Consider the following 14,052-nt stretch of genomic DNA (forward strand, 5'->3'; position numbering starts at 1 on the left):
GCTTTGAACAGATGTGATTATCGATATCTGAGGGCAGGAGCCGCGTATGACTCGCGACGCGCCAATCGATAAGCAAGGGCGGTCTGCAAGCATCTCGACAGGCGATAGCCGCTCTTCTGAAAATCACGGCGAACGGCGGGTCGTGACCGCGCTTTGCTATGATCTGGTCGGCTCTACGAATCTTTTCAATCTAATGGATATCGAAGACTATCAGGATCTGATGGCTGCCTTCCTGCAGGCGGCGCGCCAGTCTATCAATGCGCATTCCGGCGTCATCCGGGTCGAGGCCGGGGATGGGGGAGTGGCGCTTTTCCCGATCGAGCTCGGACCGAGGGATGCCGCATCGGCCGCGATCCGCGCCGGCCTTGGAATTATCGAAGCGTGCCAGCGCCTCGCCCGCGATTTCCGTCGCGACGATATGCAGGTGCGCGTGGGCGTCGCGACCTCTGTTGCCTTGATCCGGGAGGCGCAGCTGCAGAACTGGATACATGAGCCCGTCACGGGTGCAGCACTCGCTCTTGCGACGCGGCTCGAGGCCGCTGCCCGGCCAAATACCGTGTTGGTTTCGGACGAGACCCGAAACCTCGCCGGCCGTTCGCACGCCTTCGTATCGGAAGGCGCCCGCTTATTGAAAGGCTTCTCAGAGCCAGAGAACGTCTGGAGAGCAATTGGCCATAAACGGGAGGTCGATCGGTTCCACGCCTTCGGAAGGCTGGACAGCACGTTCATTGGACGCGTCGGGGAGCTTGAGCAGATCGGGAAAGCGTGGAAATCAGCCGTCGGCGGCCAAGGCAAGGTCCTTGTCATCACCGGCGAGGCCGGTATCGGCAAATCGCGGATGCTTCGACAAGTCCGGCAAATAATCCATACTCAGCCCGCAAAATCGCTGCTCTTTCAATGCCTGCCGGGAGGGGTTCGCTCCACGCTTCACCCGCTGCTCAACAGTTTTCCCCAGGCCCAGTCCGACACCGCCGGTGGCGGTCGGCTGACGGTGGATATGGTCGCCGCCCAGTTTGCGCGTCAAGGCATCCAGGATCCCGAAGTCATCGACATTTTTTCTCATCTGCTCGGGGCGGATGGGCGCAATGAAGCTCTCTCCGACAGTTCCCCCAAGGCGATACAGCAACGCGCACGACAGGCCCTGTCAAAAGCATTGAGCGTCATCTGCGAGCAAACGCCGCTGGTCATTGCGGTCGAGGACATTCACTGGATCGATCCTACCTCCGAGCATTTACTGCGCGAAGCGGCCCGGCTTGTGCCCACGCTTCCCATACTGCTGATCGTCACCTGCCGGCCGGGTTCCCATGTCGGCATGTTCGACGGGGACGGGCCGGAACATATTTCGCTCGGTCCGCTCGATCATGATGAAACACGACTGGCAATCGCCGCGCGCTGGCCGGGGGATCGTCAGGACGCGCTACCGCAACTGCTCGAAGTGACCGAACGCATATCCGGCGGTGTGCCGCTGTTCATCGAGGAGATATGCCAATGGGCATCTGAAATAGCTTCCGAAGACATGATGCGCGTGCCGTCAAATCCGTCCCGCACTCATGTTTCGGCTTTCGAAGGAATCCTGGATTCTCGGCTCGAACACCTAGGTTCGGCCAGAGACGTGGCACGCGCCGGGGCGGTGGCAGGTGATCGTTTCACCATTTCGCTGCTTCGCGCATTGCTGCCGGACGCGAGCAGGAAATCTATCCTGCATGCCGCCGAAACGCTCTGCGAGACCGGTTTTTTGACCCGCATGCGTGCTCATGGCGGTGTCGCGTATGGCTTTCGCCATGCTCTGATCCAGGAGACGATCTATAACGGTCTGCTTAAAACGCAACGCCAGCTTCTCCACCGGCGTCTGTTCACGGCCGCAAACAGCAATCGTCCGATCGCCAATTGGCTGGATGCGGGCGCACTTGCTCGGCACGCAGAGTCCGCCGGCCTTCGGGAGCATGCGATTTCCTTGTTCATCACGGCCGGAAAGGAACATGCCAGCCGCTCGGCAATGGTGGAGGCTCGCCACCATTTTGAGCGCGCCTTGGCGCTATGTGAGAGCATGCCCGAAGGGGCTGCCGATGGACTGCACCTCTCGGTTTTGACTGAGCTCGGACCGCTCCTGACGGCAACGGTCGGTCCCAACTCGCCACCGGCCCGAATCCTTTACGAAAAAGGCGTCGAGGTCGCACGCCGCCAAGCGAAAGAAGATCAGCCCAAATGGTTTCCAGTCTATTGGGGCTGGTGGCTGACCGGCCAGAACTTCATGGAGATGCGCAGTCGCGCCCGTGAAGTTCAGGTGATGCTGTCAGGAATTGCCGATCGCGAGATCGAACTCCAGGTCAATCATTCGATCTGGGCGATCGAGTTTAATGTCGGAAGACAGGAGGACGCCCAAAATGCGATACGGGCGGGGCTTGCGCTTTACGACGATGAGGCGGCTAAGGCGAGCCGCAATGTCTTCGGCGGCCATGACGCGAAGGTCTGTGGTCTCGGACAGTTGGCGCTATCCCTCTGGCTGACGGGTCAGACCGAGGCTTCCAGCAAGGCGCTTGCCGACATGGTCGCCTTTGTGGACAGCATCGCCCATATGCCGAGCAAGGCGCACTCGCTGGACACCGAGGCAGTATCGGCATTCTATCGCAACGACCATGCTCGTCTGGTCGAGATTTCCGGCAGGATGGGTGATTTTGCGAAAAAGCATGAACTGCAATCCCTGTCGGCACTCGCAATGCTCTTTCGCGGATGGGCGACAGCGCATGTTGAAAACCTGTCTCGCGGTCATGAGATGTTTCGCGCGGGCCTGGCGCTTCTGAAGGAGTTAGGAACCGTCGCCGATCTGCCGATCTATCTCTACATGCATGCGACCATGCTCGGTCATGCACGCAAGTATGAAGCAGCCATTGAGGTCGCCACCGACGCTATTCGTGAAGCGAGGGCGACGGGCCATGGTTACTGGCTCGCCGAACTCCACCGCCGTCGCGCACTGCTGCTATCGAGCGCCAAGGCTGAAAAGCCGGCTCTCCTCTCGGATCTGAGGACCGCGATTACCATCGCCGAAGAACAGGGCGCGATTGCCCTGCTGCACCGGGCGCAACGGTCGGTGAAGGAGCTTGGCCTTGCTGGCGAGTTCTGATGTTTGCCCGGCATCCACGAACGAGATGCTCTCGGCATTTTATGCTGGGATCAAGGACGGAAGCGCCTCTCTTACATCTCCGGACTCGGACCCTGAGGAGGCGGCGGCTTATTTCCGTTCCCTGTTGCCGCTCTGCCGTCACGCCAGGATCACACGCATCGCCGATCTGACTGGCCTCGACCGGATCGGGCTTCCAATCATCCAGGCTATAAGACCGGCGGCGTTGTCGGAAGTCACCTCGCTCGGCCGCGGGATGTCCAAAGCGTCTGCTGCAGTCGGAGCAATCATGGAATCGCTCGAGCGCTTCTACGCCGAGGCGATTCCTACCTCCCGTGTCTTCCTGTCGACCGCAGAAAGGCTGGGGATCGGCGCTGAATCTTTCGATGGTTTCTGCCTTCATGCTTCCCGCACAAATTGGCATGACCACGAGATCGCCTGGATCATGGGCGTTGATATGGCAACAGGCACTCCCACGCCCGTTCCGTTTGAACTCGTGCATACGATCTACACCGATCCGCCACCACCGCGTGACGGCATCTTTCTGCGCAGCACGACAGGCCTTGCATGCCACCGGTCAGACTTCGGCGCCTTGCGGCACGGACTCCTGGAGTGCCTAGAGCGTGACGCGATGGCTCGCGCGTTCGAAACCCATGGCTTCATGGACCGAATGAGGCTACCGATGTCCGGGTTGGGCTCAGCAGTTCTGGATGTTCTGTCGCGCATCGCCGAGCATAGAATATCGGCTGCCTTCTGGTATGCGCCGTCACCAGCACGGGTCCCGGTCGTCTGGTGCCAGACGATTGAAACTGGCGAAGGCGAAGCCATACTGGCCCTCCCGACGGAAGGTTATTGTGCCGGCCCCGATCTCCATCAGGCGGCGTTCGGCGCCTTGCTTGAAGCACTGGCGGCCCGCGCTGGCGCGATATCGGGTGCGCGCGATGATCAGACACGGAAACATTATGCGAAGCCGAGCAAGGCCATGCTTGCCGACGCGCGCGATCTCATTCTTGGGGAAAATGTTCCATCGGTCGACTTTCCGGATGTTTTGCCCGCGGTTGCCGACCTCGCCGATCTCCTGGTACGGATCGTTACAGGTGGACTGGGGCCAGTTATCAGTGTTCCGGTCGCTTCGCAGAACGATCCGAACATTCATTGCGTACGCACGATCCTTGCAGGCATGCGCCCTTTTGCAGTCGAGCGGTGAGCCGGGATGGATCAGAAAGCGGACAGCCCGATACTCGTTTTTCTCGGTCCGACCCTCCCTTTGCCGGAGGCGCAGCGCATTCTCGACGCCATCTACCTGCAGCCCGTTGCGCAGGGAGACATTATCCTTGCTGCGCACGCATTTCGCCCGAGGGCGATGGTCTTGATCGACGGTCTTTTCGAGGACAGACCGGCCGTGCGTCACAAGGAAATACTTTGGGCCTTGTCGCAGGGCATTGTGATGATCGGCGCTGCAAGCATGGGCGCGCTCCGGGCTGCCGAACTGCACCCATTCGGAATGATCGGTGCAGGTCTCATCTATCGTTGGTACCGGCGGTGGCCGCTGACGGCGGAAGATGCGGTCGCAGTTCAATGCGGCCCCGCCGAACTCGGCTTCACGCCTCTTACCGAGGCTCTTGTCGATCTTCAGCGCAGTTTTAAGGCGCTCTTCCGTCTCAGCCTGATCTCGAAGGCCGAGATGGATGCAGGGATCGCAGCGGCCCGGCGGCTTAATTTTCGGGAGCGATCCCTTCGAAAGGTGCTGGTCGCCGCGCAATGGCTGCCGGAGAAGTCGGTCCTGTTGCGCAGCCATCTGATTGCGCAGAAGAAAGCCGATGCTCGATTGGCATTGCGGCTGGCTCCTGAACTGTCGAAGTTAAAACCGGCAAAGTTGCCCTATACGATAACCAATACTTTCCTGCGCGATCTAGAAGCCGGATCTATTGACATAATGTTAATTAGAAACTACTAATATTGTTTGATTGCCATACAACTCATCTCTTCGAGTAGTTGAGCTATGGAATTGTCTCCTGACATATCACTTAAAAGGTCCGCGCCGGCTCTTGGAACGCGATGCTGGATATTTCCCCAGCCGCCTTTTATCCTTGGCTACGAGCAGCCGGATCGTGTCTGGCTGTCGATATTGCCGGACGAGATTGGTGATGGTCCGAGCGACATATCGATGTATGTCGCAGATCCGCTGTTCGACAAGGAACCCTATGGTTTCAGCGGTTTTCCCCCTTATCGCGGCCCTCGGCGGCGGTCATTCCGGTTAGGCCCGGACCGCCACTTCGATAGCCTGGACCCAAGATCGCGCGACTATCTCGGTGTCCATGCCTATGCATGCATTCATTTTGTTCTGGATGTCTGGCGCAATTATCTTGCCCGGCCGATGCATTGGTTCTTCTCCGATTTCTATCCGCGGCTCGAAATCGTTCCCTTTGTTCGGTGGGACAACGCACATGCGGGCTTCGGCTTCATCGAACTCGGTTGTTCGGAAGCGGCTGGCGAACAGTCGCCCTACGCGTTGAATTTCGACACAATTGCCCATGAGATCGGTCATCTTATCACGCTCTCGCAGACGGGACTTCCCGGCAACCTTTCTCGTGACGCGGATTTCTTTCCATTCTCCGAGGCCATCTCGGACAGCATATCATTGATTTCGTTTCTGCATTTCGATTCCGCCATCGACCGACTGCTGCGCAGGACTAAAGGAAATCTGCTTCTTTATAATGAACTCAATCGCTTCGCGGAGACTAGCCCGGAGACACAAATCCGCCTTGCGACCAACTTCCGGCGCATGTCGGAAGTCACGAGTGAGGCTCACGATCGCTCACTGCCTCTTCTCGGTGCGATCTTCGATACGATCATCGAACTCTATCACCGGGAACTGGTCGCCAGTGGCTGCGCCGATCATCGTCTGCTCTCAGTCAATCTTCGCGATCTGACGCAGGACGAGTTTGACCGGTTCCGGCAAACAACGGCGGAAGCTTTTCGCGACAGACCGCTTTTCTTCAAGCTCGCCTTGATCAAGGCGAGGGATTCAGTGGGAGGGGCAATCGGTGCTGCGCTTCACAGGCTGGATCCGGACGCGATGCGTCTTGGGGATGCCGCGCTGGCTATTATCTCAGCTGCGGATTGGCGGGCTGCCGCGCAACTGGAGGAAAACTTTACCTGGCGTGAAATCATCGGCTCGAGGTGAGCCAGAACAGGAGGGGAAAATGAGCTGCTGCTCTGAAAATCCGTTCGTCGGAACAGGCAATCTGCCATTCAATCCAAGCGAGGTTCGTCTCTACGGACGAAACGAATATTGTCCGCCCGAGGAAGCCCCGCAGCGATCTGAAGCTGCCCAGGCAAAACCCATCCGGGATGGCGGTGTTGAAGCCGGCAAGGACAAAATTAAGCTTAGGGTGGACAACTGCCACATTCTGATCGATCCCGGGAAGGTCGACATAGTCAGCATTGGCGTGATCTATGGCTATGCCTATGAGGGACACTGCTACAAGCTCCCGAAGCCGCGGATCATGTATCTCCCGGTCAAGGCTACGGAAATACCGGGGGACGACTGCGGATGCGATTGCGGTTACTCGAACGCACTTGGCTATTCCGTCTGGTCGTTGGACAAGCTTGAACGCGTGATCGCGCTCGATGTCCGCTCTGACGACATCAAGACGCTGATCCTTGATGAAAATCTGCCCGGCAACCGTTCGCCGCTCGCCTATGCACAGACGCAATCGCTGGCGCCGCAGCGGCCTCGCGATTGAGACCCTGCAAGCGTCCGGATTAAGATCGGGCTGCTCCTTTCGAAGCCTGGATGAGAGATACGACATCACCCGCTCGTTTCTGCCCGACACTGCGTGGCAGCCCGTCTTCGTAGGGAGGAGTTCCGCGTGGTCTGCGCGGACGCATCGGCGTCGATGGTTCCTGCCGGCAAAGTTACTGGACATCGCGGCATCGGAAGTTTAGTACGTGCCCCCGCTAACCGGTCGCAGCCCACCCGGTTCAACAAAACAAGGGATCCTAAAATGAAAGTACTTGTCGTCTGCTCAGGCGGACTTGATTCCATTTCGCTTGCATACAAGATTGCGGCGAACCACCAGCTGATCGGCCTGATCTCCTTCAACTACGGTCAACGGCATGTCAAAGAGCTGGAATTCGCGGCTCTCTGCGCGCGAAGGCTCGACGTGCCACACGATATCATAGACATATCGAACGTCGGCAAGCACCTGACCGGCTCCGCCCTCACGGACGATGTCAAGGTTCCTGACGGGCACTACGCCGAAGAGACGATGAAGGCAACGGTCGTGCCGAACCGCAACGCCATCATGCTGTCGATCGCGTTCGGCCTTGCTGCTGCTCGTCACGCAGACGCCGTGGCGATTGCAGTCCATGGCGGAGACCACTTCATCTACCCAGACTGTCGGCCGGGCTTCATTTCGTCGTTTGAGGTCATGCAACAACATGCCCTTGAGGGATATGCCGAAGTCCGCTTGCTCGCTCCCTATGTGAACGCCACGAAGGCCGACATTGTCACAGATGGTGCGACGCATCGGACGCCTTTTGAAGAGACCTGGTCTTGTTATAAGGGCGGCCGTTTCCACTGCGGGAGATGTGGTACATGCGTCGAGCGTCGTGAAGCTTTCCATCTCGCCGGTGTCGAGGATCCGACCGTCTATGACGATCCGGATTTCTGGATTGCTGCGACCGGGGCATTCAGAGCAGATGAGGCAAAGTAATGTACCGGATTACCAAGGAATTCCATTTCTCCGCCTCGCATCAGCTGTCCCACCTTCCTGGCGACCACCAGTGCGCGCGTCTCCATGGCCACAATTACATAGTTGAGGTCGAGCTTGCCGCCTCTGAGTTGAACGAGGATGGCTTTGTCCGCGACTATCACGAGCTTTCGCCACTCAAGCGCTACATTGACGAGAGCTTCGATCACCGGCACCTCAATGATGTACTGGGCCATGATCGGGTGACATCCGAATGGCTCGCCAGGCATTTTTACGACTGGTGCAAGCAACGCCTGCCCGAGACGTCTGCCGTCAGGGTGAGCGAGACACCGAAGACATGGGCGGAATATCGTCCATGACAGGCCGAGAGCAAAAGATCCGCATCAGCGAAATCTTCGGACCGACGATCCAGGGGGAAGGGCCGCTCATCGGCCTTCCAACCGTCTTCGTCAGAACGGGCGGCTGCGACTATCGCTGCGAATGGTGCGATACCCTCCATGCCGTCGACAGCGCCTTCCGCGACGAGTGGACGCCAATGTCGGTCGACGATATCTGGTCGAAAGTGGAATTGCTCTCTCAAGGCTGTCCGCTGACGATTTCCTTGTCCGGTGGAAACCCGGCAATTCAGCCGCTCGGGCCGCTGATAGCTCGGGGAAAGCGCGATGGCTATCAGTTCGCATTGGAAACGCAGGGATCGATCGCCCAAGACTGGTTTGCAGAGCTGGATCATTTGATCCTCAGTCCCAAACCACCGTCTAGCGGTATGGAATTCAAGCTGGACGAACTAAAGGATTGCGTGGCGGCCGCGCGCAACGGTCCCGGGATTGCGATGAAAATCGTCATCTTCGATGACACTGACTATGCGTTTGCAAGGTCTGTCGCGAGGGAGTTCAAAGAGCTTCCGATCTTCCTGCAGCCAGGCAATCACACGCCGCCGGTGGAAGATGAAGCCTTGATCGATCTCGAGGGTATTCTCAACCGTATGCGGTGGCTGGTCGACAGGGTCGCCTCGGATCGGTGGTTTGATGCGCGCGTTCTCCCGCAGCTCCATGTCCTGCTTTGGGGAAACATGCGGGGTGTGTGATCACCTTTGAGGAAGGTTGCGGCCCGCCGCGCAGGAGCGGGAGTACCGATCTGAGGGTTGTCCTCCCGAGGCTTTAAGTGTCTCGGTACAATACCCCGGCTGGGATCGTCACGCCCGTTAGTACCTACAGGCGCTCGGCGGCTTCGCTCAGCTTCTCCGCGATCGGAGGGTTGTGCGGGCCTCTCCTCAATCGCTCGCCCCTCGCCAAAGACCGGAAAAACAAGCTTATTTTAGTGTTTGCTGCGGCATCGGGTAGCAGTCGGTTCGCCGCCGCTAAATTGACCTTATTGCTCCGCGACTTTTGCTCGACCGGGTGCCGAAAGCTCAATGCATCCGGCATGGCGCATACCCCCATGCGCCAATAAAACGGAGGAGAAAACATGTACAGACTTGCTTCTCTCGCGGTCGCCGCAGCACTTGGTGTCGGCGCCTTCATTGCCGCGTCAAGCGCCGATGCAATGACCATGCAGGATTGCAGCGCCAAATATAAAGCGGCGCAGGCAGCCAATAGTCTCAATGGCATGAAGTGGAACGACTTCCGAAAGGCGCAATGCGGAGCAGATGCCGCCGCAGCGACACCGGCAAAGCCCACTGCAGCGACGCCCGCAAAGCCCGCCGCGACCGACGAGCCGACGACCGCCAATACCGAGAATGCGGCCGAGCCCGCGCCGACCAAGGCCGTGGTCCCGAAGGGCGTGGTCTTCCCAACCAAGGTCGATGCAAAATATGCGAGTGAGACACCCGGCAAGGGCCGGATGCATACCTGCCTCGATCAGTACAATGCCGATAAAGCCAACAACAGCCTGAACGGCCTGACCTGGATCAAGAAGGGCGGCGGTTATTACAGCATCTGCAACAGCAAGCTGAAATCCTGAGATCACATATTGCATAATAGGCGTCGCGATGAAGCGGCGCCTTATCTCCATGCAAGGAGGACGCGATGAGTCTTCCCGACGATAGCGGCAGCCTCATCGGCAATGCCGTCAACAGTCATCCCGGCGGCCTCAGCGGCTTGATGTCGGAAGCCTTCACCGATTTCGGCGGGCCTGGTTAGTTGCGATCGAACGCGCATCAGTTCTCGATCTGTTGGTCCGAAACAACGCTGACGATGACCTCGTCGCTTCCGTTCGGATAAAGCGGCAGGTCGAGCGTAATCGCTTCCCGGCGCTCCGGGGACGATGCTTTGAAGAACTTTCTGGCGCGCCCCTGTCCATTCCCTTCTCCGGACGCTTTAGCATGCGTCTCGCTGACCAGCCGTCGTTCGAAGGCCGCAGCATCGATTTCCGCGAACGCCATGGTGCAGCTTTCGACGGTGTTGTCGCCTACGGACGCCCGTGCCACCACCAGCGCCCTGAACGGTACGTCTTCGCCAGCGCTCAGATTCCAGCCCTCCAACGCGACAGGATTTTCCACCGGCACCAGACTTGTGGTCATATCCTCTGCAAGTGCAGGCCAATCCCGTTCCTTTGCTACGGCAACCGTCCGTTGAAAATCCGTTCCCCGGTTGAGGCAGCGTTCATTGAACTGGTCAAAGGGATCTGGCTCGTCTGCCGCAACGACATCGGCAATGCTGGCAAGAAGAAACGTAATTGCGAAGCCATATGTCATCCATCGCATTAAAACCATGGGGTCTGCCTGTGGCCTTCGTCGGTTGTTACTGCGCCGCCTATATCTATCATCCCAATGAAAAAGGAAAAATCATGTCTCTCCACACCGGGGCTAAGTAATCCCGCACTCCGGCAGACATTTGATCGCCTTTAACCGGCTGGAAGATCAACCAACAAACACCTACATGTTGAGATACCAAAACATCGCGTTCGCACTAATCCAAGCGGCCAAGAGCCAGGCGATGACAAAGGCTTCATATCACCGCGTCCTTCAGGACGGCACAAAAGTAAAGAAACGAGACCCGCCATATGATTTTGCTGATAGTCGCGGTGGTGATCGTTATCGTCTTCTTCTTTCTGTTTCCAAAGCCGACGCTGCTTACCCTCACCGCACTCGTGGTCGTGGGCGGCGGTGTTGCGACCTTCATCTACTTTCAGCAAACAAACCGCGATGGAGCGAGCGCCTCGATAGAAGGAACAAGCAGTGGAACTAAGGGATGCGTAGATCCTGCCAGGCCCGTTTTCGTTCGGCTTTTCAACGGTTCTCGTCAGCAGGTGGATGTCGTCCGCTTCCGGCTGATCGCAAAACGTCGCGGCTTCAGCATTGAGTATTATTCCGACCACCTCACGAGCTATAAAATTATCGAGCCTGGCGGCACCTATGACGACTGCTGGGCGCTAAACCAATATCGAGGCCTGCAGACTTTGCCGGATAAACTGACGCCACAGGAACTGGATTGGTCGGTCGAAATATCATCGGTTGAGTTCGCAAGTAATCGGTAGGCGTGGCAGCTCTGCCTTTGTAGAGGCCGAGTTAGAAGCGAGCTTGTGAACAATCTTTTCATGGCCGAGTTAACGGCGCTGTCTACTCAATGTGATCGGTGACTGGGAGTTGCCGCCCAGTCCGTTGCAATTAGCGCTCACGGAACTAGCTTTTATACCCCGTACCCTTTGAAACGGCGGCGTGACGAAAAGGAAAGCAAGGCATGTGCCGAAATATCAAGCCCCTCTTCAACTTCGATCCACCAGCGACGGACGAGGAAATCCATGATGCGGCGCTTCAGTTCGTACGCAAGTTGAGCGGAACCACCAGGCCATCAAAACGCAATGAGGCCGCTTTTGAACACGCGATGATGTCGATCGCGAAATGCGCCAAGGAACTGCTTAATTCGCTGGAGACCTCTCAACCTCCTCGCGACCGCGACGAGGTGGCCGCGAAGGCCCGGGCACGGTCAGCGATCCGGTTCGCCTAAGAAAGCCGCGTTGCAATTCTTCCATTTGGTGGTGATTCGCCCTCGGACAGCGCCGTCCGATCGACAACTCCGAGGGTGTTTAATGGCGCCGAGACACGCGTCGAACACGACAATCGCAGTCTTATCATCCATTGCCAGCAAACGATTCTCTTGCGGGCAGGAGCGGCGATCATGCCGCCTTGAGATCAGGAAATAGCTTGCTGGACCTAGCTAAGGGGACATTGGTGCAAACCAATGGCCAGCTGGGAATATTCAAACGAGCGTCGCTACCAATCGTAAATACCGCCTTGACGCCTCTCCATCTTTGAGAAATGCTAAGATGTCAGACCAATTTTTAGGTCGACTGCCTTAGAAAAGAACTTGGGGAACCATGAAGGCAAATGGTAGCGACAGGCCGGTAATCCGACCGCTTCCGGCGATGGACCGCGCCCGTCAGGTGACGGAAGCGCTGGCGCATTATGTCGAGGATGCGCGGCTTCAGGCGGGCGACCGGCTGCCAGCGGAGCGTGAACTGATGGCAGCCCTTGCCGTCGGGCGGTCTACCATTCGCGAGGCAATTCGGCATTTTCAGGCCCTCGGCGTCATCGAGACGCGCAAGGGCAGTGGAACTTATCTGCTGAAACCGGTTTCTCGAGATACGATTCATATGCCGCTCTCGTTCGAGACGCCGCATCTGCGCGATGTGTTGCTGCAGACGCTGGAGGTTCGTCGCGGCATCGAATGCGAGGCCGGCATGGTGGCGGCGCGGCGGCGCACGGCAAAGGACCTCATCGTCATCGAGGAAAAACTCAACGAGATGGAGCGGGTGCATCTTTCCAAAGGCGCCTCAGGTCCGGAAGACCTTGCCTTCCATTTGGCGGTCTACGACGCCACGCACAATCCGCTGTTCCGTCAGCTTCTCGAACAGATGCGCGAGACTTTCGAGCGTTTCTGGACGCACCCTTTCGACCGACAGGATTTCGCCCGCCGGTCCTTTCCCTTTCACCGCACCCTTTTCAACGCCATCGCCGCCCAGGACACCGAGGCGGCACGGCGTGAGACACTGAAAATCCTCGACGTGGTCGAGGAAGACATCAAGGAAATGTCCCGATGACTGACGGCCTCGAACCGTTCGACCTCGCTTCGCTGATCACCGCCCATGACGAGGGCAATTTCGCCGAGGCGGTCGTTCCGCCGATCTTCCAGACCTCGCTTTTCACCTTTTCCGGCTACGACGACATGATCGCCTCCTATCGCGGCGAAAAGGTGCGCCCGATCTACACGCGCGGGCTGAACCCGACCGTGCGCATGTTCGAGGAGATGCTGGCAAAGCTCGAAGGTGCCGAGGATGCTCTGGGTTTTGCAAGCGGCATGGCGGCGATCTCGTCTGCGGTACTGAGCTTCGTGGAGCCGGGTGACCGTATCGTCGCCGTCAAGCATGTCTATCCCGACGCCTTCCGCCTGTTCGGCACGATCCTGAAGCGCATGAAGGTCGAGGTGACCTATGTCGACGGCCGTGACGAGGAGGCCATCGCCAAGGCGCTGCCCGGTGCCAAGGTCTTCTATATGGAGAGCCCGACGAGCTGGGTGATGGAAGCTCATGATGTCGGCGCGCTGGCCACACTCGCCAAAAAGCATGGCGTCGTCACCATGATCGACAATAGCTGGGCGAGCCCGTTTTTCCAGCGGCCGATAACACTCGGCGTCGATCTCGTCATCCATTCGGCCTCCAAATATCTCGGCGGCCATAGCGATGTCGTTGCCGGTGTCGTCGCCGGTTCGAAAGAGATGATCGCGCGCATCAAGGCCGAATCCTATCCCTATCTCGGTGGCAAGCTGTCGCCTTTCGATGCCTGGCTGCTGATCCGGGGCCTCCGGACCCTGCCTTTGCGCATGCGGGCGCACGAGGCGGCGGCCATGACGATCGCGCAGCGCCTGCAGGCGCTCGACGTGATCGAGCAGGTCTGTCATCCGGGCCTCGCCAACCGCCTGCCCGCTGGCCTCAACGGCACGTCGGGTCTCTTCTCGTTCATATTCCGCGAAGGCATCGACATCAGGGCCTTCGCAGATCACCTCAAGCTTTTCAAACTGGGCGTAAGCTGGGGTGGGCATGAAAGCCTGATCGTACCGGGCGAAGTTGTGCTGCAGCAAAAGGCACAGCCGAATTCCGCACAAGCCTTCGGTATCAGCCCGCGATCTGTGCGCCTCCATATCGGCCTCGAAGGAACCGAGGCGCTGTGGAGGGACATCGAGGAGGCGATTGCCGTCGCCTCTTAACCGAAACCTCACAACA

General features: G+C 58.3%; 14 protein-coding genes. 13 read left to right on the top strand and 1 reads right to left on the bottom strand.

The window, feature by feature from the left end:
• The first annotated feature begins 46 nt into the window (after positions 1-46).
• From J2X71_RS13095 to J2X71_RS13135, 9 genes are all read left to right on the top strand, one after another.
• On the top strand, positions 47-3,121 hold the full coding sequence (locus J2X71_RS13095) for an AAA family ATPase (RefSeq protein ID WP_310382502.1): 3,075 nt from the start codon (positions 47-49) through the stop codon (positions 3,119-3,121).
• 25 nt (positions 3,122-3,146) lie between these two features.
• Complete coding sequence (locus tag J2X71_RS13100; RefSeq protein ID WP_405049713.1) at positions 3,147-4,325, top strand: YcaO-like family protein; 1,179 nt, start codon at positions 3,147-3,149, stop codon at positions 4,323-4,325.
• A 6-nt stretch (positions 4,326-4,331) separates the two neighbouring features.
• The gene (locus J2X71_RS13105) at positions 4,332-5,075 is read left to right on the top strand and encodes a TfuA-like protein (RefSeq protein ID WP_310382504.1); all 744 of its coding nucleotides are present in this window, start codon (positions 4,332-4,334) and stop codon (positions 5,073-5,075) included.
• A gap of 45 nt (positions 5,076-5,120) precedes the next feature.
• On the top strand, positions 5,121-6,305 hold the full coding sequence (locus J2X71_RS13110; RefSeq protein ID WP_310382505.1) for a hypothetical protein: 1,185 nt from the start codon (positions 5,121-5,123) through the stop codon (positions 6,303-6,305).
• A 19-nt stretch (positions 6,306-6,324) separates the two neighbouring features.
• A complete protein-coding gene (locus J2X71_RS13115) occupies positions 6,325-6,867 on the top strand; it encodes a hypothetical protein (RefSeq protein ID WP_310382507.1) in 543 nt (180 codons plus the stop codon).
• Positions 6,868-7,128: 261 nt separating this feature from the next.
• The gene (queC, locus tag J2X71_RS13120; protein WP_310382733.1) at positions 7,129-7,839 is read left to right on the top strand and encodes a 7-cyano-7-deazaguanine synthase QueC; all 711 of its coding nucleotides are present in this window, start codon (positions 7,129-7,131) and stop codon (positions 7,837-7,839) included.
• The gene (gene queD / locus J2X71_RS13125) at positions 7,839-8,195 is read left to right on the top strand and encodes a 6-carboxytetrahydropterin synthase QueD (protein ID WP_310382508.1); all 357 of its coding nucleotides are present in this window, start codon (positions 7,839-7,841) and stop codon (positions 8,193-8,195) included. Before queC ends, queD begins: the two co-directional genes overlap by 1 nt.
• Positions 8,174-8,920 carry a 7-carboxy-7-deazaguanine synthase QueE gene (gene queE / locus J2X71_RS13130; RefSeq protein WP_405049709.1) on the top strand — a complete coding sequence of 249 codons (747 nt, stop codon included), beginning with the start codon at positions 8,174-8,176 and terminating at the stop codon, positions 8,918-8,920. The genes queD and queE overlap by 22 nt, the downstream gene beginning before the upstream one ends.
• 380 nt (positions 8,921-9,300) lie before the next feature.
• A complete protein-coding gene (locus tag J2X71_RS13135) occupies positions 9,301-9,795 on the top strand; it encodes a hypothetical protein (RefSeq protein WP_310382510.1) in 495 nt (164 codons plus the stop codon).
• A 196-nt stretch (positions 9,796-9,991) separates the two neighbouring features.
• Here J2X71_RS13135 and J2X71_RS13140 read toward each other — a convergent pair whose 3' ends face one another.
• Positions 9,992-10,546 carry a hypothetical protein gene (locus J2X71_RS13140; protein WP_310382511.1) on the bottom strand — a complete coding sequence of 185 codons (555 nt, stop codon included), beginning with the start codon at positions 10,544-10,546 and terminating at the stop codon, positions 9,992-9,994.
• Between the two features lie 290 nt (positions 10,547-10,836).
• On the opposite strand from J2X71_RS13140, the gene J2X71_RS13145 reads away from it, so the two are divergent.
• From J2X71_RS13145 to J2X71_RS13160, 4 genes are all read left to right on the top strand, one after another.
• Positions 10,837-11,310 carry a hypothetical protein gene (locus J2X71_RS13145; protein WP_113323733.1) on the top strand — a complete coding sequence of 158 codons (474 nt, stop codon included), beginning with the start codon at positions 10,837-10,839 and terminating at the stop codon, positions 11,308-11,310.
• Between the two features lie 203 nt (positions 11,311-11,513).
• Positions 11,514-11,780 (top strand): DUF2277 domain-containing protein, encoded by a 267-nt coding sequence (locus tag J2X71_RS13150; RefSeq protein WP_310382512.1) that lies wholly within the window; start codon positions 11,514-11,516, stop codon positions 11,778-11,780.
• 370 nt (positions 11,781-12,150) lie between these two features.
• The gene (locus J2X71_RS13155; protein WP_310382513.1) at positions 12,151-12,873 is read left to right on the top strand and encodes a FadR/GntR family transcriptional regulator; all 723 of its coding nucleotides are present in this window, start codon (positions 12,151-12,153) and stop codon (positions 12,871-12,873) included.
• On the top strand, positions 12,870-14,036 hold the full coding sequence (locus J2X71_RS13160; RefSeq protein ID WP_310382514.1) for a PLP-dependent transferase: 1,167 nt from the start codon (positions 12,870-12,872) through the stop codon (positions 14,034-14,036). The genes J2X71_RS13155 and J2X71_RS13160 overlap by 4 nt, the downstream gene beginning before the upstream one ends.
• The last annotated feature ends 16 nt before the right edge of the window (positions 14,037-14,052 follow it).

It is taken from the genome of Rhizobium sp. 1399 (assembly GCF_031455475.1).
Classification (GTDB): Bacteria; Pseudomonadota; Alphaproteobacteria; order Rhizobiales; family Rhizobiaceae; genus Rhizobium.